This is a genomic window from Kocuria nitroreducens, from assembly GCF_042879195.1.
Lineage (GTDB): Bacteria > Actinomycetota > Actinomycetes > Actinomycetales > Micrococcaceae > Kocuria > Kocuria nitroreducens.
In genome coordinates, this window is the sequence record NZ_JBHZTC010000010.1 from 21,929 (window position 1) to 40,925 (window position 18,997).

The following is an 18,997-nucleotide window of genomic DNA, read 5'->3' on the forward strand; positions in this document are numbered from 1 at the left end:
GTTCCGTCACCCCGTTTCCCGAAGGGCGTCCCATGTCGTCGATCTCCCCCCTGTTCGGCCTCCTGCTCCTAGCCGGTGCCGCGGCTCTGGCCATGTGGCTCGCCGTCGGTGTCCGGTGGGGTGGCGACCGCATGGTGCGCCAGAATTTGAAGTACGGTTTCGGTGCCACTGGGACCGAAACCGTTCGCGAGGCCCCGGACTTCGGCTGGGCCCGCCGCTTCACCACCGAGGGCGGACGGGACCGGCTCGAGAGCCTGTACTCGAAGGCAGGCCGGCCCGTCGACTGGCCGGTCGCCCGGCTGATGGCGTACAAGGTCTATGCACTGGGCGGTACCGTGCTCTTCGGCCTGCTGATCCTGCTGCTGGCGGGCGACAACGGCATGATCGTGGTGATCGTGGCGGTCATAGTTCCGCTGTCCTACTTTGTGCCGGACCTGCTGCTCTACTCCCGCGGCACCGAACGCCAGAAGGCCATCGGTCTGGCGCTCGCCGACACCCTGGACCAGATGATGATCGCGGTCGAGGCCGGACTCGGCTTCGAGTCGGCGATGGCCCGGGCCGGGCACAACGGCAAGGGTCCCCTCGCGGAGGAGCTGGTGCGCACCCTGCAGGAGATGCGCGTGGGCATTCCCCGCCGTGACGCCTATCTGGCCCTGGAGCAGCGCACCGACGTCCCCGACCTGCGCACCTTCACGCGCTCGGTCATCCAGGCCGATGCCTACGGCATCTCCATCTCCTCGGTGCTGCGCACCCAGGCCAACGAGATGCGCATCAAGCGGCGGCAGCGGGCGGAGGAGGCCGCGCAGAAGATCCCGACGAAGATCCTCATTCCCCTGATGCTGTTCATCCTTCCGGTGCTCTTCCTCACCGTGCTCGGCCCCACGGTCCTCAACGTCCTGAAAATGTGATCCGGTGCTTCGCAATAGTTCTGCACTGCTCCCGACGACCGGTGCCGGACGCACCGCGCTGTCGACCTTCCTCGCCGTGGTGTCGCTCTGCGCTGTGGCACTCTTGGCCGCCAACTGGCTGACCGGGGGTCCAGCTGCCGGTTTTGGCGGGGACGTCCAGCACGCCGATCCCGCTTCGGCCAGTGCCCCCGGCCCGGTGCACACGTCTTCGCTCTCCGCGGGTGACGCCCGGGCAGCCGGCGACCCGGGCGCGCACCGTGCGGTGCGGGGCCCGGAGACCTGCGGTGACCTGTTCGCCCGGGCGCGGGTTTGCTCCCCGTCGATCGGCATCGACGCGGCGCTCGAATCCATGGGGACGGACGAAACCGGGAACATGGCGGTGCCCACCCACGAGGACCGCGCGGCGATCGGCTGGTACTCGGCCTCCGCCGTGATCGGCGGCCAGCAGGGCAACGCCGTACTGGCTGGCCACGTGGACTATCCCTACGATGCTCCCGCCTTGGCCACGCTCTACACGGCACAGCCGGGCCAGAAGCTGTGGGTCTCCGACGGGACCGGGGGAGTGTTCTCCTACACGGTGACTACGGTGCGCGAGCCGACCCCGCGGGACGCCCCGCCGCGGAACATCTTCGAGCTGAACGGGGCCCCCGGGCTGTCCCTGGTCACCTGCTCCGGCGACTACGTCCAGCCGGACGGATCGCCGTCGTGGTCCTACACGAACAATCTCATCGTCGACCTGGCCCTCGATCCCGAGACCGTCCCCGTCCCGTGACGCCGCCGGGCTGCCCGTCCCCTCTTGTGCGCACGCCCGGCGTCGCACAACGACTTCCCCGGACAACGACCCCTTCATGCAATTACATTAGTAAAGATCGGTCGGCCGCCCACCGGCCTGCCGATCCCCTCACGATCCCCCCCCAGGAGTCCCCATGCTTTCCCCCCTTTCTGCCCGCCGCGCGCAGCTCCTCGCGGTGGCGGCTCTGGCCGGCACCACCGCGGTGACCGGGACGCTGGTCGCTGCGACGCCGGCCGTCGCCGTGCCCGTGGCGATCGCGGAGTACCTCGTCGAGGTCCCGGAGGGAGGCCCGGACACCGGCGCGGAGACGTCCTTCACCCCGGTGGCGCTGACCAACAAGGACACCGCCTACGGCATCCACGAGGACCAGCCCTTGGCGCCGGTGGGGGAGTACGTGCTCGACGACGAGGGCTACGCAGTGGCCGAGCCCTTCGACGACCCCGCGACCGGGTGGGAGAACGTGGTGGGCGAGAAGGTCGGCGACACCCCGGTCTACTGGGAGCCGGAGAACGCCGCCCTGGCCGGCTACATCCTCTCGGTCTTCGGTCCCACCGAGAACCCGGACGAGGCGCTGGCCGTGCACTGGGCCGTGCGCTCCCTCTCGACCGCGGGAGTTCCGGAACAGGAGCCGGCGGGGATCGAACAGTCGCATCTGGAGCGCGCCGAGTTCCTGATCAAGGACGCCCGCCGGAACGTCACGGCTCTCGTTCCGCTGGACAGCTACCGGATCTCCCTGTCCTTCGCGCCGGACGGCCGGCCCGACACGCTGCTCGTCACGATGCCGGAGGCCTACTACGCCACGACCGTGACCCTGTCGGGACCCGTCACCTTTGCGGACGGGACGAGGACGCAGACCTTCACCGGCGGGGACCGGGACAAGTACCTGGAGCTGGCTGTGCCTGAGGGGGTCACCGAGGGAGAGCTCACCGCCGACCTGACGGCGACCATGCCCTCGACCGAGCTCACCGTCCTGGCCGACGAGCAGTACCGCGACCTGCTCATCGCGGGTCAGGAGCGAACGGTCGCCTGGGGGGCGAGCGCCGTTTTCACGATCGACGCGCCGGCCGTGCCGGACGATGAGGTCTCCGACGAGGGGACCACGACCCCGGACGACGACGAGGCCGACGAGACGCCGGTCGATCAGGACGGCCCCGCCGGCTCTGACACCGACGACGACCAGACTGGCGAGCACGGCACGGGCACGGGCACGGGCTCCGGCGACGGCGCGGCCGGACCGGTTGCCAAGCCGGCGGTCCGGGACCGCGACGCCCGTGTCCTCCAGATCGTGACCGATGCCGGCGCCGAGCAGAAGCTCACGGCGACCCTGGAGGCCTTCGTCCTGTTCGACGAGCAGACCACCACCTCCACGGAGGTCGTCACAGAGACCACCATGTCGGCCGGCGAGGCCATGTACGCGGATCCGGCCATGGCGAACACCGGCATGGGCGCGGCCCCTGCTGCCGGTGGACGCGGCGCATTCACCTCGGTGGTCCTCGTCGTGGTCGCCGTCGGTGCGGGCCTCGGCGCCTGGTGGCTGCGCCGCCGCCCGTCCGTCATCCAGGACCGGTCCGCCTGATGCCCACCTCCGCCCCAGTTCTCCGGGAGATCCCGATGTTCCGCACCACCCGTACAGTCGTTGTGGCGTCCCTCGCGCTCGCTGCCCTCACCGGCTGCGGCGGTGCCGCCGCCGAGGCGAGGGGGGCGCACACCTACGAACCCCTGCCGCCGCTCAGCACGGCGACACCAACCCAGAGTCCGGCCCCACAGCCCACCTCTCGGCCGGCGCCCAAGTCCTCTCCCACACCGACGGCAGAGTCTTCCGGTGGAGATGCCACCAGTGGAGATACCGCCGATGGAGAGGCTCCCGTGGCCGGAGGGTCCGCTCAGGCCGCGGCGCCGGTCGGAAACGGGGTGCAGTCGACCGCTCCCGGGCAAGGGTCGAGCGCGGGGCAGGCGCCCGCCGCTGTCGCAGGACCGGTCAGCGGTGGCGTGCCGGTCCAGGCAACGGAGCGGACATCGACCAGCACCACGACGACCACGTCGACGACGCTCGAGGCCGGTCTGCTGCTCGTGATCACCTGCGAAGGGCTGTGCGTGCTGGGCGACCTCTCCACGCCGGAGTTGGCGGGGCAGGACGGGCCGTTCACCCCGGACCTTCTGCGGCAGGCGCTCGAGGATGGGCTGGGCGGAAAGGGCGGCGACCAGCAGCGGCTGACCGACGAACTGGTCGCCCAGCTCATGAAGGGGCAGTGGGCCCTGGCCGAGCGGGACCTCGAGGGCGGGGACGAGAAGATGGTCTTCTCCTCGGCCCGGAAGTAGGTCCGCTGCGGCCGGAGCACGGTCACCCGGCCGGACCCGCACGGTCCGGGCCCGGCATGCACTGTGCAGCCACTGCAGACGCTGACGCACCCGGCCCCCCTCCTCGGCCGGGTGCGTCAGTCTCTCTCAGGCAGGCACGGCCGCCCAGTGCACGGCGAAGCACGCGGTGGCAGCCATCGAGTAGAGCCAGACGGAGGCCTCGCGGGTCCACGGAATTTTCCTGGTCATGGCGGAGCTGATGACGGCGGCGACGATCAGACCGATGCCGAGCCACAGGGACCAGTCCGTGAACAGCTGGAGGGTGGCACCCAGTACGCCGGTGCCGGCGTCGTCGAGGACGCGATCGATGTCGAGATTCATGTGGACTCCCCCGGAGCAGACGAATGTGGCCGGGCGCCCCTCACGCCCGCGAGAAGAGCGGCGCGGCGCCAGCGGCGGGGGAGCGGAGGATCAGTTCGTTCCCCACCGCCGGTCGGGCACACCCTTCAATTCTGATCGTAATTCATGAATTTGTAGATGCATCACTGTGGGTCGTGGCTTCTTGCGGGGACAGTCGGCCGCGAACGGGGGGCTGTCGGGACATGCGAAAGGCCCCGGACCGACTGGTCCGGGGCCTTTCGCTGGTGGTCGGGATGACAGGATTTGAACCTGCGACCTCGTCGTCCCGAACGACGCGCGCTACCAAGCTGCGCCACATCCCGTGAAGCATCCGGACTCAGCCGGAAACAACTGCTTCATCATAGCCATCCGGCCGCGCGGGTGGGAAATCGGGCGGTGCCACGGTATCGATTCCTGCCACCTTGCCATAATGCGCACGGTCATTGTGCGGCCGCCCGGGAGCTGGGATTCTGTGCACATCGCTCCATCAGCTCGATGAAGCCGCTGTCCCGGCCGAGCCCCCGATCGGCCCCTGCCCTGGGAGATCTGATGCGCCACCGCACCCACCACCACCGGACCGTGGCCGCCGCAGCGGCCCATACGTTGTCGAGCGCCGGCGCCGAGTGCGCCGTCCTCCTCGCCGCCCAGCCGGCCGTGCCGGAGTGGTCGCTGTGACCGCGGCGGAGGTGCCTGCCGACAAGGTGCTGGAGCACCTCGAGGTGTTCCAGGCCATCGCGAACGCCAACAACGGCAATCGTGCCTCGGGCACGTCCGGCTACCGGGGCAGCGTGGACTACGTGGTCGGCCGGCTGCGCGGCGCCGGCTACGCTCCGCGGGTCCAGAAGTTCACCTTCCCCTTCTTCCAAGCTGTCAGCCCGGCCACGGTCAGCGTGGGCGGGAGGCAGCTCCCCGCGGAGGACGTCGCGGTCATGACCTACTCCGGCTCCGGGACCGTGACCGCCCCGGTGCAGGCCGTGGGAACGACCGGAGAGCCGGCCGCGAGCACCAGCGGGTGCGAGGCCGAGGACTTCGCCGACTTCGTGGCGGGGAACATCGCGCTGATCCAGCGGGGCACGTGCGCCTTCGGGGTGAAGGCCGCCAACGCGGCGGCCGCCGGGGCGTCCGCGGTGCTGATCTTCAACACGGGCCGGCCGGGGGAGGAGGGCGTGGTCGCCGGCACCCTCGGCGAACCGGGTGCGACGACCATCCCCGTGGTCGGCCTGAGCTACGCCGCCGGTACGGCGCTGCTGGGCGGGGGCGAGGTGACGGTCAGCACGCAGACCGTCTCCGAGAACCGGGAGACCTTCAACGTCCTCGCAGAGACGGGCTCGGGTGACCCGGAGCGCACGGTCATGGTCGGCGCCCACCTGGACAGCGTCCCGGAGGGCCCCGGGATCAACGACAACGCCTCCGGCTCCGCGGGGATCCTGGCCATCGCCGAGGCGCTCGCGGACACGGAGACGGCCAACGCCGTGCGCTTCGCCTGGTGGGGTGCGGAGGAGCTGGGCCTGCTCGGGTCCCGGCACTACGTCGCGGACCTGAAGGCCAACGACTCCGCGGCACTCGAGAACGTCGCGCTGTACCTGAACTTCGACATGATCGGCTCTCCGAACCACGGCCGCTTCGTCTACGACGGTGACGCCTCGGCGTTCGGCCCGGAGGACGGCTCGGTGCCCGCCCCGGCGGGGTCCGCCGCGATCGAGGCGGCCTTCCACGAGCACTTCGGCTCCGTGGGACTGGCCTCGGGCGAGACCGAGTTCAGCGGCCGCAGCGACTACGGGCCGTTCATCGCGGAGGGCATCGCCTCCGGCGGCCTCTTCACCGGCGCCGAGGGGATCAAGACCGTGGAGCAGGCCGCGCTGTTCGGCGGGCGGGCCGGCATCGGCTACGACTTCTGCTACCACGCGCAGTGCGACGACCTCAGCAACATCGACCTCCGGACGCTGGACGAGATGACCGACGCGGCCTCCGCCGTGGTCCTGCGCTTCGCGAACTCCACCCTGGATCTCGAGGAGGAGGGCCGGCGGCTGCGCAGCGTCATGGCGCCCATTCCCGCCGCCACGGTCGACCAGGGCCACGGCCCGAGCAACGCGGCCCAGGAGAGGGAGTCGGAGTGAGGCCGTCGCAGTGAGGCCGATGTCGTTCCCGGTGCCACGATCCGTCCGGCCATTGTGCCTCTGACCTGGAGCTGAGATCCTGGGCGCAGCGCTCCACCCGTTCGATGGAGCCGACGACGAACACGGTCGAGCCCCCGATCGGCCCCCGGCCCGGGGAGGACCCATGTCGCACCGCACACCCATCCGTCGGACCGTGGCCGCAGCCCTGGCCGGCACCCTCGCGTTCGCGGTGCCGAGTGCCGTCGCGGCGCCGCCGGGCGACGACGACGCCGGAGCGGCCGCCACGACCGTCGCGGCCGTGCCCACGCAGCAGGTGCTCGACCATCTCGAGGTGTTCCAGGCCGTCGCCCACGCCAACAACGGCAACCGGGCCTCGGGCACCCCCGGCTACCGGGGCAGCGTGGACTACGTGGTCGGCCGGCTGCGGGCCGCCGGCTATGCCCCGCGCGTCCAGGCCTTCACCTTCCCGTTCTTCCAGGAGATCGTCCCGACCACGGTGGCCGTGCCCGCACCCGGCGGTGCCCCGCGTCCCCTGACCGCCGCGGAGGCGGCCGTCATGGTCTACTCCGGCTCCGGCACCGTGACCGCCCCGGTGCAGGCCATGGACACCGACGGGGCCCCCGTGGCGAGCACCAGCGGCTGCGAGGCCGAGGACTTTGCCGGTTTCGTGGCCGGCAACATCGCGCTGCTCCAGCGCGGCACGTGCACCTTCGGGGTGAAGGCCGCCAACGCCCAAGCCGCGGGCGCCGCCGCCGTGCTGATTTTCAACTCGGGTCTGCCGGGCCAGGAGGACGTGGTCACCGGCACGCTCGGGGAGCCCGGTGCCACGCCCCTCCCGGTGGTCGGCCTCAGCCATGCGACCGGGACCGCACTGCTCGGCGGGGGCGAGGTGACCGTGACGGCGCAGACCGTCTCCGAGAACCGCGAGTCCTTCAACGTCCTCGCCGAGACGAGCTCGGGCGACCCCGAGAACACGGTGATGGTCGGCGCCCACCTGGACAGCGTGCCCCAGGGGGCGGGCATCAACGACAACGGCTCGGGCTCCGCGGGAATCCTGGCGATTGCCGAGGCGCTCGCGCACACGGACACCGCGAACACCGTGCGCTTCGCCTGGTGGGGCGCGGAGGAGTTCGGCCTGCTCGGGTCCCGGCACTACGTCGCGGACCTGAAGGCCAACGATCCCGCCGCCCTGGAGGACATCGCGCTGTACCTGAACTTCGACATGATCGGCTCCCCGAACTACGGCCGCTTCGTCTACGACGGCGACCACTCCGCCTTCCCGCCCGTGCAGGGAACCGAGGGCCTCGTGACGGCCCCGGAGGGATCCGCCGCGATCGAGGCGGCCTTCCACGAGCACTTCGGCTCCGTGGGCCTGGCCTCCGGCGAGACGGAGTTCAACGGCCGCAGCGACTACGGGCCGTTCATCGCCGAGGGCATCGCCTCCGGCGGCTTGTTCACCGGCGCCGAGGGGATCAAGACCGCGGAGCAGGCCGCACTGTTCGGCGGCCGGGCCGGGGTCGCCTACGACTTCTGCTACCACGGCGCGTGCGACGACCTCGCCAACGTCGACGCCCAGGGCCTGGGCGAGATGACCGACGCGGCGTCCGCCGTGATCTCGCGCTTCGCGAACTCCACCCAGGACGTCGAGGGAACGGGCGCGGACGAGAACGCCCAGCAGGACGGCCGCGCGCTTCCGCTCGGCCCGGCCGCCGTGGACCAGGGGAACGGCCCGACCAGCGCCGCCGGGGACTTGCCGGCGCTGTGACCGGAGGGTCCCCGGCTCCCTCCGGCCGGTGAACTTTCTCCACAACTTCGCTGTCGGTCGGGGCGGTCGTGACCATGTCCGAACCGGCCGCCGCGGACGGCGTGGTGGACGGGGGCAGCCCCACCGCCCGGACGCTCCACACCCTGGCGCTCGCGGTCCTGCTCGTGCGGCGCCGCAGGAACCTCGCCTCGCATTGATCGGCCGGCCGCCGGGTGGAAGGGTGAGGTCATGACTCCTCCCCGGACCCCCTACTCCTCCGCGCCGGTCAGGCGTGGCGTCCTGTTCGACGTCGACGGCACCCTCATCGACTCGAGCTATCTGCACACCGTCGCCTGGTGGCACGCCTTCAACCAGGCCGGCCACGACGTGCCCATGCACCGCATCCACCGGCTCATCGGCATGGGCTCGGAGCAGCTGATCGACGAGCTGCTGCCCGCCGACCGGGACAAGGACGGGGACGACGCCATCGGCGACGCCCACGGAGCCCTGTTCTCCGTGCACTGGCCGGGGCTCAAGCCCACCCGCGGCGCCGCGGAGCTGCTGCGCCGCTGCGCCGACGCCGGGCTCGTGGTGGTGCTGGCGTCGTCGTCGAATGCCACTGAGGTGGCCGCCATGCGGGAGGCCCTCGGTTCCGACGACCTGCTCACGGCGGTCACGACCGCCACGGACGCCGAGCAGAGCAAGCCCGCCCCGGACATCTTCGCCGCGGCGCTGGAGGCCGGGAACCTGCGCCCCGAGGACGCGATCGTGGTGGGGGACGCCCGCTGGGACGTCGAGTCCGCGTGGAAGCTCGGTCTCGACGCCGTGTGCCTGCGCAGCGGCGGGATCAGCGAGTCGGAGCTGCGCGAGGCGGGGGCCGTGGCCGTCTACGCGGACCCGCAGGCCCTGCTGGACGACTTCGAGAACAGCCCCCTGGGCCGGCTCGTCCCGGCGGGCTGAACGCTCCCCACCGGCGCCCGCGCGGACTACGCTGTGCACCACCGCGAACGGAAGGCTCCGGAATGACCACCGACGACAGACCCGTCCTCGTGTTCGACGTGAACGAGACCCTCTCGGACATGCGCCCCCTGCACCGCGCCTTCGAGGAGGTGGGCGTGCCGGGAGAGCTGGCGCAGACCTGGTTCGCCTCCGTCCTGCGGGAGGGCTTCGCGCTGGCCGTCCACGGCGAGGCCCAGCCGTTCTCCGTGCTGGCGAAGGAGATGGCGCGCACGCTCTTCGCCTCACGTCCGCCGACCGGGGGCGTGGAGGACGCCGTGGCCCACGTCCTGGACGCCGTGCAGCGGCTGCCCGTCCACGCGGACGTCCCGGACGGGATACGGTCCCTCGCGGAGGCCGGGTTCCGGCTCACCGCCCTCACCAACGGCTCCGCGGCCACCGCCGAGGGCCTGCTCGAGCGCGGAGGCGTGCGGCAGCACTTCGAGCACGTCAGCTCCGTCGAAGACGCCCCCTGCTGGAAGCCGGCGTCCGAGGCCTACAGCTGGGCGAGCGGGGCGTGGGGCGTACCGCTGGACGGGATGCTCATGATCGCGGTGCATCCGTGGGACCTGCACGGCGCCGCCCGGGCGGGGATGCGCACGGCCTGGATCGACCGGTACGGCGCGCCCTATCCGCAGTACGCGCACACCGCGGACATCAGGGTGTCCGGGGTGCGGGAACTCGCCGCGCGGCTCAACGCCGGCGGCGCCGAGCTCACCGACTGACGGCCGGGCTCACAGCCTGACGACCATCTTCCCGGTGTTGGCGCCGGCGAGCAGGTCGATGAACGCCTGCGGGGCGTCGTCGAGCCCCTCGCGCACGGTCTCGTCCCACTGGATCTCGCCGGCCGCCAGCCAGCCGGCCATCTTCGCGCGGAACTCCGGGCCCAGATCCTGATGACCGCTCACCAGAAAGCCCTGCAGGCTCAGCATCTTGCCGATCGCCAGCGCCAGGTTCCGCGGCGCCGCCGGCGGCTCGGTCGCGTTGTACTGCGAGATCGCCCCACACAGGCACACGCGGCCGTGCGTCTTCAGCGCGGAGATCGCGGCCTCCAGGTGCTCGCCGCCCACGTTGTCGAAGTACACGTCGATGCCCTCGGGCGCGGCGCGCCGCAGCTGGGGGAGCACCGGGCCGTCGTGGTAGTCGAAGGCGGCGTCGAAGCCCAGCTCCAGCAGGCGGGCGACCTTCTCCGGGGAGCCGGCGCTGCCCACCACGCGCGCGGCGCCGCTGCGCTTCGCGATCTGGCCGACGAGCGAGCCCACGGCGCCGGCCGCGCCCGAGACGAACACCGTGTCCCCGGGCCGGAACCGTGCGGCCGCCATGAGGCCGGCGTACGCGGTGAGCCCCGGCATGCCGAGCACCCCCAGGTAGGCCGACTCCGGGGCCACCCCGGGGTCCACCACGGTGGCGGAGCCGGCGTCGATCAGCGCGTGCTCGCGCCACCCGGCCCCGTGCAGCACCGTGGCGCCCACGGGCAGCTCGGGGGCGGACGAGGCGACGACCTCGCCCACGGCGCCGCCGTCGAGCGGGCGGTCCACCTGGAACGGCGGGACGTAGGACTTCACGTCGTTCATCCGGCCGCGCATGTACGGGTCCACGGACATCCAGTGGTTGGCGACCACGACCTGGCCGGGGCCGGGCTCGGGCAGCGCGGCCTCCTCCAGTCGGAAGTTGTCGGGCACGGGGGTGCCGTCCGGGCGGGAGGCGAGCACGATCTGGCGGGTGCTGGTGGGCGGGGTCATCGGTTCTCCTGGGGGTCGAAGGCGGGCGGGGGAGCGGGGGTCAGTCCTCGACGACGGTCACGCGGACGTCGACGTTGCCGCGGGTGGCGTTCGAGTAGGGGCACACCCGGTGGGCCTTGTCGGCCAGGGACTGCGCGGTGCCCTGGTCGAGGTCCGGGAGCACGACCTCCAGGTCGACCTCGAGGCCGAAGCCGCCCTGTCCGTTGCCGCCGATGCCCACGCGGGCCCCGACGCCGGAGTCCCCGAGTGCGACCTTCTCCTGCCGGGCCACCATCTGCAGGGCGGAGTGGAAGCAGGCGGCGTAGCCGGCGGCGAAGAGCTGCTCCGGGTTGGTGCCGTCGCCTGAGCCTCCCATCTCCTGCGGGACGGCCAGGCCCAGGTCGATCCGGCCGTCGGTGGTGCGGGTGCGGCCGTTGCGGCCGGCGCCGGTGGCGAGGGCCTCGGCGGTGTAGACGGTGTCCATGCTGGTCACTCCTGGGGGTCGGTGGGGGTCGTGGGGGTGCTGTCCGTGGTGTCCTCGTCGGCGGGGGCGCCGATCCTGCGGGCCAGGGTCCGCAGCGTCTCCATCTCGGCGGCGGTGAGTCCCGAGACCTCCAGGACGCGCCGCTGCACGGCCGGGGCGCGCTCGCGCAGGCGGTGGCCGGCCGGCGTGAGGTGGACGGTGACCCGTCGTTCGTCGTCGTGCCCCCGGCGGCGCTCGAGGAGGCCGCCGGCCTCCATCCGCTTCAGCAGGGGGGAGAGGGTGCCGCTGTCCAGGCGCAGTCGGGAGCCGAGCGCCGAGACGGTCCGGCCGTCCTCCTCCCACAGCGCGAGCAGCGCGAGGTACTGCGGATAGGTCAGGCCGAGCTCCGCCAGCGGCTCGCGGTAGGCCGCGGTCGTGGCTCGCGAGGCGGCGTAGAGCGCGAAGCACAGCTGCGCGTCGAGCCGGAGGTCTGCGTCCATGCGCCCATGCTTGCACAAGTACCGATTGTGCTCAACTCAGTTGCACGCAACCGACCAGGCGGGGCGGCTCAGCGGGTCGCCTCCTCCAGGTGCACGCCCGAGCACGTGGGGTGCAGGGCCATCGACCCGATCGGGCTGCTGACGGTCAGCCGCGCCAGCACCCGGTCGGCCACGAACTCCACCGCGTCCACGAACCGCAGCGCGTGGTACCGGCTGGACGCCGCCGCGAGCTCGGCCATGGTCCCCAGGCCATCGGTGCAGGACGCGGCGTCGCAGACGACCGGCAGCCGTCCCCGGCGGATCGCCTCCCACAGGGCCGCCGGGGTGCGCTCCGACATCGTGGCTCACCCCGTGGGCAGCCCCGTGGACATCCGCGGCGTGAGGGTGAGGTCCCTGGACGGGCAGACCGGCTCGCAGCAGCCGCACTCCACGCACCGGTCCACCTCCTGTTCGACCGTGGGCGCGGTGCGCCCTGGGGGCGGTCATGGGATCTCCTGACGGGGAGTTGTGGGCGGCGCCGTTTTGGGGGAAGCTCGGGCCACGGGCCCGCCGGCCCGCCAGCCGACCCTGGAGGAGACCACCATGGACCCCATCTGCCCGTCCTGCGGCGGACCCCTGCGCCAGATCCCCGAGGACCAGTGGCCCGAGGGCGGACCCGTGCCCGAGGGCACGGTCGAGATGTACCTGTGCGACAAGACCAACCACCGGATCATCGTGGCGGTCCCCGAGATCTCCGGGTGAGCGCCCCGGAGCCGGACGTCCGCCGGGTCGTGGTGGTGCACGGCTACGACGCCGCCCCCGACCAGCACTGGTTCCCGTGGCTGCGCGATCGGCTCGCCGCCGAAGGCGTCCGGACGGTCGTCGTGGAGCTGCCGGAGCCGTCCTTCCCGGAGGCGGGGGCGTGGCTGGCCGCGGTGGCGAAGGCGGTGGGCGAGCCGGACCGGCACACCCACCTGGTGGGCCACAGCCTCGGCTGCATCACCCTCCTGCGCCACCTCGCCGCGCTGCCCCGGCCCTGGGAGCTGGGCGGGCTGGTGCTCGTGGCCGGCTTCACGGGACGGCTCGAGGGCGTGCCGCTCCTGGACGAGTTCCTCACCGAGGATGTGGACGTCTCCGCGGTGCGCGCCAACGTCCGGCGCCGGCTGGTGCTGCGCTCGGACGACGACCCGACCGTGCCGCCGGCCGCCACCGAGGCGCTCGCCGAGCGGCTCGACGCACGGGTGCAGGTGGTCCCGCGGGCCGGGCACTTCTGCGGCTCCGACGGGGTCACGCGTCTGCCTGCCGTGCTCGAGGCCCTGGGGCCGCGCGGCGGCTGACGGGGTCGGTGCGCGAACGGCCGGTGGGGGACCCGCTCAGTCCGTGAGCGTCAGCAGCACGGCCTCCGGCGGGCAGAACAGCCGGATCGGGGCGAAGCGCGACGTGCCCAGTCCTGCCGAGACGTTGACCGGCACCCCGCCCTGGGTGATCAGACCCTTGCAGCGCTCCGGCTCGAGGTCGCAGTTGCTGACCAGTGCCCGTCCGCCCGGCAGGCAGACCTGCCCGCCGTGCGTGTGCCCGGCCAGCACCAGCTGCGCGCCGTCCTCCGCGAAGCGGTCGAGGGTCCGCAGATAGGGGGCGTGGGCCACCCCGAGGCGCAGGTCCGCCGCGGCGGGATCGCCGAACCCGGGATGCCGGTCGTAGCCCAGGTGCGGGTCGTCCACCCCGGACAGGTCCAGGGTCAGGCCCGCGACCTCCATCCGGGCGGAGCGGTTGATCAGCGGCGTCCAGCCTGCGGCGTCGAACGCGTCGTGCATGTCCTGGGTGGGCAACAGGGGCGCCTCGTCCCGGCCCTCCCCGGAGGTGTCCCGCCACAGGTAGCGGAACGGGTTCTTGGGCCGCGGCGCGAAGTAGCAGTTGGACCCCGGGACGTAGGCCCCGGGGAAGCGGAACAGCGGCTCCAGGATCTCCAGCAGCCACGGCAGCGCCCCGGGGTGGGAGAGGTTGTCCCCGGTGTCCACCACGAGGTCCGGCTCCAGCGCCGCGAGCGAGTGCACGAACTCCCGCACCGCGTGCTGGCCGGGCCAGACGTGCAGGTCCGACAGGTGCAGGATCCGCAGCGGCGGGCTGCCCTCGGGGAGCAGCCGGAGCCGTTCCGTGCGCAGCTGGAAGCGCCGGCGCTCGACGACGACGCCCCACGCGCCGAGGCCCGCCGCGGTTCCGGCAGCGGCCGCCGTCACGGCCGCCGCGGTCCGCAGGGCGGGCGCGACGGCGCCCCGGGCGGTGTGCACGAGGTCCACTGCCGGTCCGGGGCTCAGCCGGGCCGCGAGGTGCCGTTACGGCCCTCGAGCACGCGGTCGGAGGGCTCCTCGAACTCGTCGGTGTCGTAGTCCCGGGCCACCTCGCGCATGAACCGCTGCCACTGGCCGCCGGCGTAGGTGGAGCCGTCCACCCAGTCGTCGCCCTCGGTGCGCTCGCCGCCGATGGACAGCCCGTTCAGGGACCGGGAGCCGAACTCGTAGTTGCCGACCCAGGACGCGGTGGCCAGGCCCTGGGTGTAGCCGACCATCCAGGTCTGGGTGGAGTTGTCCGTGGTGCCGGTCTTGGCGGCGGAGGCGCCCGGCAGGCCGATCTCCCGCTGCCAGCCCGAGCCGCGGATCAGGGTCTGGTTGAGCGCGTAGTTCACGCCGTCGGCCACGTCCTCGCTGATCACGCGCTCGCAGGACGTCTCGGGGATCTCGTACTCCTTGCCGGTGTAGTCCACGACCCGCTCGAGGGCGCGCGGCTCGCACATCTCGCCGCGGTTGGCGAACGCGGAGTAGGCCCGGGCCATGGTCATCGGCGAGATGTCCACGGAGCCGCCCAGCAGGGACGCCAGGACCGTGGTGTCCACGGGCTCGCCGTTCTTGCCGTTGACGATGCCCAGGGACTCGGAGATCTCCCCGATGTCGCACAGGTCGAGGTCCTCGGCCATCGCGTAGATCGCGGTGTTGATGGAGTTGTACAGGCCGAAGTCGGCCTCCATCTCGCGCGTGTAGCCCGACTCGGCGTTCTGGATCTCGAAGCCCTCGCCGTTGTTGCCGGGCTCGATCTTGTACCCGCGCTCGAGGCACGAGGCCTTCCACCGGTGGTCGGCGGGCCACCGGGTGCGGGTGGCGTCGACCGTGTCCTCCGCGCCGTTGCCGGCGTCGATCCAGGCAGCGTACGTCAGCGGCTTGTAGGTCGAGCCGACCTGGAAGCCGCCGGCCCCGCCCATCCAGGAGTCCACGTTGAAGTTGTACGTGGTGTTGGAGGCGCCCTCGCCGGTGGAGTAGTAGGTGTTCTGCGCCATCGCCACGATGTCCCCGTTGGTGGGCTCGAGGGACACGAGCGCGGTGGCGACGTTGTCCGGGTTGTCGTCCCGCGGCTGGGTCTCGTTGACCGCCTCCTCGGCCGCGCGCTGGGCCTCGACGTCGAGCGTGGTGGTGATGGTGAGCCCGCCCAGCTGCAGGGTCTTGAGCCGCTCCTCGGGCGTCTCGCCGAACGCCGAGTCCTGGAGGATGGAGTTCTCCACGTAGTCGCAGAAGTATGGGGCGATCTCGGCGGCCGTGCACCCGGAGTTCGTGGGGTTGGGGTCCACCTCGATGGGCTCGGCGGCCGCGGCCGCGTGCTCCTCCTCGGTGATGGCCCCGGTGGTGAGCATCGTGTCCAGCACGATGTTGCGCCGTTCGGTGGCCGCCTCCGGGTTCGCCGCGGGGTCGTAGTAGTTGGGGGACTGCACCATCCCGGCCAGGACGGCGGACTGGGAGACGCTCAGATCGGCCGCGGGGATGCCCCAGTAGTACTGGGCGGCCGCCTCCACGCCGTAGTTCTGCCCGCCGAAGAGGACCATGTTGAGGTAGCCCTCGAGGATCTGGTCCTTGCTCAGCTCCTGCTCCATGGACAGGGAGAGCTTGATCTCCTTGATCTTGTCCGCGTACCCCTTGTCGGCGCCGATGGTGGTGGCCTCCTCGCCGGCGCGGACCTGGGAGTCGATGATCAGGTTGTTCACGTACTGCTGGGTGATGGTCGACGCGCCCTGACGGGCGTCCGGGCGGATGATGTTGTTGCCCAGGGCGCGCATGATGCCGCCGAGGTCCACGCCGCCGTGCTCGTAGAAGTCGCGGTCCTCGATCGCGAGGATCGCGGCCTCCATGTGCGGGGAGATCTCGTCCAGGGACACGGGGGTGCGGTTCTGCGCGTAGAACGAGGCGATCTCGGTCCCGTCCCGGGCCACCACGGTGGAGGCGCGCGACATCGGCCCCGCCTCCATCTGGGCCGGAAGGTCCTTGAACCACCCGATGGAGGCGTTGGCGGCGAGGCCCGTGGCGGCTGCGGGGGGGACCAGGAGACCGGCGGCCACGATGCCGGCGACGATGCTCGTGGCGATGAACGCCACGACGTTGCCCAGGGCCGACGGTGCCTGCGCGGCAGGGTTCTTGCGGGAAGCCATTCGAACAGTCTACAAGTGCGAACCCGGCCGCGGCCGGTGTGCGACCCGTCACGGCGGAGCGCGTCCCGGCGTTCGTGGCTACGCTGGGGCCATGACTACCTGGGAATACGCCACCGTGCCGCTCATGATCCACGCCACCAAGCAGATCCTCGACAACTGGGGCGACGACGGGTGGGAGCTCGTCACCGTGCTGCCCGGCAGCACCCCCGCCGACGTCCCGGCGGGCAATGTGAACGCCCCCGTGCAGACCAACCCCATCGCCTACTTCAAGCGCCCCAAGGCGTGACGGCCCGACGCCACGCCCCCGAGAACCCCGGAGGACTCCCATGAGCAACGGCTCCGCCGTCGAATCCCGCATCGCCGAGCTCGGCCTCGAGCTCCCGGCCGTCGCGGCCCCTGTGGCCGCCTACGTGCCCGCCGTGGTCACCGGCTCCTGGGTGCACACCTCGGGCCAGCTGCCCTTCGTGGACGGGCAGCTGCCCGCCACCGGCAAGGTGTCCGCGACCGGGACGGCGGGCACCGTCTCCCCCGAGGACGCCCACGAGCTCGCGGCCCGCGCCGCCCTCAACGCCGTCGCCGCGGTCAAGGAGGCCGTCGGGGACCTGGACCGGGTGGTCCGGATCGTCAAGGTCGTCGGCTTCGTCGCCTCCGACCCGGGCTTCACCGGCCAGCCCGGCGTGATCAACGGCGCCTCCGAGCTGCTGGGCCAGATCTTCGGCGACGCCGGGGTGCACGCCCGCTCCGCGGTGGGTGTCGCGGTCCTGCCGCTCGACGCGCCGGTCGAGGTGGAGCTCGTTGCCGAGTTCCGCTGAGCCGCCGCCCCCGCGGCCGGGCCGCCCGCCGGCCGTGCGCTGGTTCGAGATCCCGGAGAACCAGCGCGGGGCCGCGCAGGCCTGGCTCGAGCGGGGCGCCGGCATCCCGGGCAGCGCCCCCTCTCCCGCGGCCGCGGTGGTGTTCGTGCGGGACGGCGACCACGGCGTGGAGACCTACCTCAAGTACCGGCCGGGCAACTCACCGCTCGGCACCGTCGGGTTCCCCGGAGGCACCCTCGAGCCCCACGACGACGAACCCCTCGACTGGGCCGGGCCCAGTCCCGCGGACTGGGCGCGCAAGCTCGGCGTCGAGGACGACCTCGGCCGGGCACGGCGCACCGTGATTGCCGCGGTCCGCAAGGCGTTCGAGGAGACCGGCGTCCTGCTGGCGGGGTCGGACACCATGAGCGCCGTGGAGTCCGTCGAGGGCGCCGAGTGGATGCGCTCCCGAGAGGCGCTCGCCGTGGGGGAGGTGTCCCTCGCCCAGGTGCTGGGCCGGCGCCGCCTCGTGCTGCGCTCCGACCTGCTCAAGCCGCTGGCCCACTGGATCACCTCCGACTTCGCCCACCGCCGGTACGACATCCACTACTTCACCGCGGTGGTCCCCGACGGGCAGGCCCCGTCCGTGCTGGAGTCGAAGGGCGTCTGGGGCCGCTGGGTGGACGCCGCGCAGGCCGTGGCCGACCCGGCGGGGAGCTGGCTGGGGGACCTCGTGGGGCAGGAGGACACCGTGGGCCGCACCATCGACGACCTCTCCTCGCCCGGCGTCCAGTGCGTGCTCGAGTCGGTCGCCGAGTGCTCGTCGGCGATCGCCTTCCTCGCCAGGAAACGGGCCCTGGTGGCCCGCAACCCCGTGCTCGAGGTGCGCGAGGGCCGGCCCGTGCTGCGCCTCGACCTGTCCTGAGCCGCCCCGGAGGCGGGGCGCGGTCCCGGCCTCCACGCCGCTCCCGGACGGACGACGGCCCGATCACCCGCGAGGGCGACCGGGCCGTCTCCCGTCCGGACCGGACTCAGCGGCTGCGCTGCTTGAGCCGCTGGAGGTCCAGGATCACCACGGCGCGCGCCTCGAGCCGGATCCAGCCGCGCTGGACGAACTCGGCCAGCGCCTTGTTCACGGTCTCGCGGGAGGCGCCGACGAGCTGCGCCAGCTCCTCCTGGGTGAGCTCGTGCGCCACGAGGATGCCGTCGGTGGCGGGCCGGCCGAACCGATCGGCCAGGTCCAGCAGGGCCTTCGCCACGCGGCCGGGCACGTCGGAGAAGACCAGGTCGGCGAGGCTCTCGTTGGTGCGCCGCAGCCGGCGGGCCAGGGCCTGCAGCAGCTGCGCGGAGACGTCGGGGGAGCGCTCGATGACCTTCTTCAGGTTCTCGTGCTTGAGCCCGGCCAGGCGGGTCTCGGACACGGCGGTCGCGGACGTGGAGCGCGGGCTCGGGTCGAACAGCGCCATCTCGCCGAACAGCTCGCCGGGGCCCATGATCGCCACGAGGCTCTCGCGGCCGTCCGGGGCGGTGCGGCCGAGCTTGATCTTGCCCGAGATGATGAAGTAGAGCTGGTCGCCCGGATCGCCCTCGTGGAACAGCGTGGAGCCGCGCGAGAGGTCGACCTCGGTGAGCTCCTCCGTGAGGGCGGCGAACGCCTGGTCGTCCAGGGACGCGAACAGGGGAGCGCGGCGGAGGACGTCGATATCCATGGTTCTCCTCAAGATGTGCCGCCGCCGGGCCGTGGCCCGGCGGCGGCCGATGTCAGCGGGAGTCGCCCGCACTCGTGTGTGAGCGACCTAACGTACCTGACGTTCACTGTA

At 72.3% G+C, this 18,997-nt stretch carries 23 protein-coding genes and 1 tRNA gene; 15 read left to right on the forward strand and 9 right to left on the reverse strand.

Annotation, left to right across the window (positions count from 1 at the left end; all coding sequences use genetic code 11):
- Window positions 1-32 precede the first annotated feature (32 nt).
- The 4 genes from ACFYE1_RS08480 to ACFYE1_RS08495 all read left to right on the forward strand — a co-directional run bounded on the left by ACFYE1_RS08480 (window position 33) and on the right by ACFYE1_RS08495 (window position 4,020).
- Window positions 33-908, forward strand: a complete 876-nt coding sequence (locus tag ACFYE1_RS08480) for a type II secretion system F family protein (RefSeq protein WP_387741824.1) — start codon at window positions 33-35, stop codon at window positions 906-908.
- 262 nt (window positions 909-1,170) lie between these two features.
- Window positions 1,171-1,680, forward strand: a complete 510-nt coding sequence (locus tag ACFYE1_RS08485) for a class F sortase (RefSeq protein WP_387741981.1) — start codon at window positions 1,171-1,173, stop codon at window positions 1,678-1,680.
- Window positions 1,681-1,834: 154 nt separating this feature from the next.
- Window positions 1,835-3,277 carry a hypothetical protein gene (locus ACFYE1_RS08490; RefSeq protein WP_387741826.1) on the forward strand — a complete coding sequence of 481 codons (1,443 nt, stop codon included), beginning with the start codon at window positions 1,835-1,837 and terminating at the stop codon, window positions 3,275-3,277.
- 413 nt (window positions 3,278-3,690) lie between these two features.
- Complete coding sequence (locus ACFYE1_RS08495; protein WP_387741827.1) at window positions 3,691-4,020, forward strand: hypothetical protein; 330 nt, start codon at window positions 3,691-3,693, stop codon at window positions 4,018-4,020.
- Window positions 4,021-4,146: 126 nt separating this feature from the next.
- Here ACFYE1_RS08495 and ACFYE1_RS08500 read toward each other — a convergent pair whose 3' ends face one another.
- Window positions 4,147-4,380, reverse strand: a complete 234-nt coding sequence (locus tag ACFYE1_RS08500; RefSeq protein ID WP_387741829.1) for a hypothetical protein — start codon at window positions 4,378-4,380, stop codon at window positions 4,147-4,149.
- Between the two features lie 264 nt (window positions 4,381-4,644).
- Window positions 4,645-4,721, reverse strand: a tRNA-Pro gene (locus tag ACFYE1_RS08505).
- Between the two features lie 226 nt (window positions 4,722-4,947).
- On the opposite strand from ACFYE1_RS08505, the gene ACFYE1_RS08510 reads away from it, so the two are divergent.
- The 6 genes from ACFYE1_RS08510 (at window position 4,948) to ACFYE1_RS08535 (ending at window position 9,980) form a co-directional block, all read left to right on the forward strand.
- Window positions 4,948-5,073: a hypothetical protein gene (locus tag ACFYE1_RS08510; protein ID WP_387741831.1), complete on the forward strand. Its 126-nt coding sequence runs from the start codon at window positions 4,948-4,950 to the stop codon at window positions 5,071-5,073.
- Window positions 5,070-6,515 (forward strand): M28 family peptidase, encoded by a 1,446-nt coding sequence (locus ACFYE1_RS08515; protein ID WP_387741833.1) that lies wholly within the window; start codon window positions 5,070-5,072, stop codon window positions 6,513-6,515. The genes ACFYE1_RS08510 and ACFYE1_RS08515 overlap by 4 nt, the downstream gene beginning before the upstream one ends.
- 163 nt (window positions 6,516-6,678) lie before the next feature.
- Window positions 6,679-8,280, forward strand: a complete 1,602-nt coding sequence (locus ACFYE1_RS08520) for a M28 family peptidase (RefSeq protein WP_387741835.1) — start codon at window positions 6,679-6,681, stop codon at window positions 8,278-8,280.
- A 74-nt stretch (window positions 8,281-8,354) separates the two neighbouring features.
- The gene (locus ACFYE1_RS08525) at window positions 8,355-8,477 is read left to right on the forward strand and encodes a hypothetical protein (RefSeq protein WP_387741837.1); all 123 of its coding nucleotides are present in this window, start codon (window positions 8,355-8,357) and stop codon (window positions 8,475-8,477) included.
- 31 nt (window positions 8,478-8,508) lie between these two features.
- Entirely contained in the window at window positions 8,509-9,219 is a 711-nt protein-coding gene (locus ACFYE1_RS08530; RefSeq protein WP_387741839.1) for an HAD family hydrolase, read from the forward strand.
- 62 nt (window positions 9,220-9,281) lie between these two features.
- Window positions 9,282-9,980: a haloacid dehalogenase type II gene (locus tag ACFYE1_RS08535; protein ID WP_387741841.1), complete on the forward strand. Its 699-nt coding sequence runs from the start codon at window positions 9,282-9,284 to the stop codon at window positions 9,978-9,980.
- A 9-nt stretch (window positions 9,981-9,989) separates the two neighbouring features.
- Here the strand turns inward: ACFYE1_RS08535 and ACFYE1_RS08540 are convergent, their stop codons facing one another.
- From ACFYE1_RS08540 to ACFYE1_RS08555, 4 genes are all read right to left on the reverse strand, one after another.
- Entirely contained in the window at window positions 9,990-10,997 is a 1,008-nt protein-coding gene (locus ACFYE1_RS08540) for an NADP-dependent oxidoreductase (RefSeq protein ID WP_387741842.1), read from the reverse strand.
- 40 nt (window positions 10,998-11,037) lie between these two features.
- Window positions 11,038-11,460, reverse strand: coding sequence for an organic hydroperoxide resistance protein (locus tag ACFYE1_RS08545; protein WP_387741843.1), 423 nt, complete (start codon window positions 11,458-11,460; stop codon window positions 11,038-11,040).
- Window positions 11,461-11,465: 5 nt separating this feature from the next.
- The gene (locus ACFYE1_RS08550; protein WP_387741844.1) at window positions 11,466-11,939 is read right to left on the reverse strand and encodes a MarR family winged helix-turn-helix transcriptional regulator; all 474 of its coding nucleotides are present in this window, start codon (window positions 11,937-11,939) and stop codon (window positions 11,466-11,468) included.
- 68 nt (window positions 11,940-12,007) lie between these two features.
- On the reverse strand, window positions 12,008-12,277 hold the full coding sequence (locus tag ACFYE1_RS08555) for a hypothetical protein (RefSeq protein WP_387741846.1): 270 nt from the start codon (window positions 12,275-12,277) through the stop codon (window positions 12,008-12,010).
- A gap of 244 nt (window positions 12,278-12,521) precedes the next feature.
- Here ACFYE1_RS08555 and ACFYE1_RS08560 point away from each other — a divergent pair, with 244 nt between their 5' ends.
- Window positions 12,522-12,680: a hypothetical protein gene (locus ACFYE1_RS08560; RefSeq protein WP_165979625.1), complete on the forward strand. Its 159-nt coding sequence runs from the start codon at window positions 12,522-12,524 to the stop codon at window positions 12,678-12,680.
- Complete coding sequence (locus ACFYE1_RS08565; RefSeq protein ID WP_387741847.1) at window positions 12,677-13,255, forward strand: RBBP9/YdeN family alpha/beta hydrolase; 579 nt, start codon at window positions 12,677-12,679, stop codon at window positions 13,253-13,255. Before ACFYE1_RS08560 ends, ACFYE1_RS08565 begins: the two co-directional genes overlap by 4 nt.
- Window positions 13,256-13,291: 36 nt before the next feature.
- Here ACFYE1_RS08565 and ACFYE1_RS08570 read toward each other — a convergent pair whose 3' ends face one another.
- Entirely contained in the window at window positions 13,292-14,206 is a 915-nt protein-coding gene (locus ACFYE1_RS08570; RefSeq protein WP_387741850.1) for a metallophosphoesterase, read from the reverse strand.
- A gap of 23 nt (window positions 14,207-14,229) precedes the next feature.
- Window positions 14,230-16,386, reverse strand: coding sequence for a transglycosylase domain-containing protein (locus ACFYE1_RS08575; RefSeq protein ID WP_387741852.1), 2,157 nt, complete (start codon window positions 16,384-16,386; stop codon window positions 14,230-14,232).
- A gap of 91 nt (window positions 16,387-16,477) precedes the next feature.
- Here ACFYE1_RS08575 and ACFYE1_RS08580 point away from each other — a divergent pair, with 91 nt between their 5' ends.
- The 3 genes from ACFYE1_RS08580 to ACFYE1_RS08590 are packed head-to-tail and all read left to right on the forward strand — an operon-like array spanning window position 16,478 to window position 18,102.
- Window positions 16,478-16,672 carry a hypothetical protein gene (locus ACFYE1_RS08580; protein ID WP_133409226.1) on the forward strand — a complete coding sequence of 65 codons (195 nt, stop codon included), beginning with the start codon at window positions 16,478-16,480 and terminating at the stop codon, window positions 16,670-16,672.
- Between the two features lie 40 nt (window positions 16,673-16,712).
- On the forward strand, window positions 16,713-17,198 hold the full coding sequence (locus tag ACFYE1_RS08585) for a RidA family protein (RefSeq protein ID WP_387741854.1): 486 nt from the start codon (window positions 16,713-16,715) through the stop codon (window positions 17,196-17,198).
- Complete coding sequence (locus ACFYE1_RS08590; RefSeq protein WP_387741856.1) at window positions 17,182-18,102, forward strand: NUDIX hydrolase; 921 nt, start codon at window positions 17,182-17,184, stop codon at window positions 18,100-18,102. Before ACFYE1_RS08585 ends, ACFYE1_RS08590 begins: the two co-directional genes overlap by 17 nt.
- Window positions 18,103-18,208: 106 nt before the next feature.
- On the opposite strand, the gene ACFYE1_RS08595 is transcribed toward ACFYE1_RS08590, so the two are convergent.
- On the reverse strand, window positions 18,209-18,886 hold the full coding sequence (locus ACFYE1_RS08595) for a Crp/Fnr family transcriptional regulator (protein WP_017832519.1): 678 nt from the start codon (window positions 18,884-18,886) through the stop codon (window positions 18,209-18,211).
- Window positions 18,887-18,997: the final 111 nt, after the last annotated feature.

Bases quoted from the DNA above. Each gene is read 5' to 3' on its own strand.
- ACFYE1_RS08525 (WP_387741837.1), top strand. From the start codon at position 8,355: ATGTCCGAACCGGCCGCCGCGGACGGCGTGGTGGACGGGGGCAGCCCC.
- ACFYE1_RS08560 (WP_165979625.1), top strand. From the start codon at position 12,522: ATGGACCCCATCTGCCCGTCCTGCGGCGGACCCCTGCGCCAGATCCCC.
- ACFYE1_RS08510 (WP_387741831.1), top strand. From the start codon at position 4,948: ATGCGCCACCGCACCCACCACCACCGGACCGTGGCCGCCGCAGCGGCC.
- ACFYE1_RS08520 (WP_387741835.1), top strand. From the start codon at position 6,679: ATGTCGCACCGCACACCCATCCGTCGGACCGTGGCCGCAGCCCTGGCC.
- ACFYE1_RS08535 (WP_387741841.1), top strand. From the start codon at position 9,282: ATGACCACCGACGACAGACCCGTCCTCGTGTTCGACGTGAACGAGACC.
- ACFYE1_RS08500 (WP_387741829.1), bottom strand. From the start codon at position 4,380: ATGAATCTCGACATCGATCGCGTCCTCGACGACGCCGGCACCGGCGTA.
- ACFYE1_RS08480 (WP_387741824.1), top strand. From the start codon at position 33: ATGTCGTCGATCTCCCCCCTGTTCGGCCTCCTGCTCCTAGCCGGTGCC.
- ACFYE1_RS08585 (WP_387741854.1), top strand. From the start codon at position 16,713: ATGAGCAACGGCTCCGCCGTCGAATCCCGCATCGCCGAGCTCGGCCTC.
- ACFYE1_RS08595 (WP_017832519.1), bottom strand. From the start codon at position 18,886: ATGGATATCGACGTCCTCCGCCGCGCTCCCCTGTTCGCGTCCCTGGAC.
- ACFYE1_RS08545 (WP_387741843.1), bottom strand. From the start codon at position 11,460: ATGGACACCGTCTACACCGCCGAGGCCCTCGCCACCGGCGCCGGCCGC.
- ACFYE1_RS08580 (WP_133409226.1), top strand. From the start codon at position 16,478: ATGACTACCTGGGAATACGCCACCGTGCCGCTCATGATCCACGCCACC.
- ACFYE1_RS08530 (WP_387741839.1), top strand. From the start codon at position 8,509: ATGACTCCTCCCCGGACCCCCTACTCCTCCGCGCCGGTCAGGCGTGGC.
- ACFYE1_RS08555 (WP_387741846.1), bottom strand. From the start codon at position 12,277: ATGTCGGAGCGCACCCCGGCGGCCCTGTGGGAGGCGATCCGCCGGGGA.
- ACFYE1_RS08575 (WP_387741852.1), bottom strand. From the start codon at position 16,386: ATGGCTTCCCGCAAGAACCCTGCCGCGCAGGCACCGTCGGCCCTGGGC.
- ACFYE1_RS08540 (WP_387741842.1), bottom strand. From the start codon at position 10,997: ATGACCCCGCCCACCAGCACCCGCCAGATCGTGCTCGCCTCCCGCCCG.
- ACFYE1_RS08490 (WP_387741826.1), top strand. From the start codon at position 1,835: ATGCTTTCCCCCCTTTCTGCCCGCCGCGCGCAGCTCCTCGCGGTGGCG.
- ACFYE1_RS08550 (WP_387741844.1), bottom strand. From the start codon at position 11,939: ATGGACGCAGACCTCCGGCTCGACGCGCAGCTGTGCTTCGCGCTCTAC.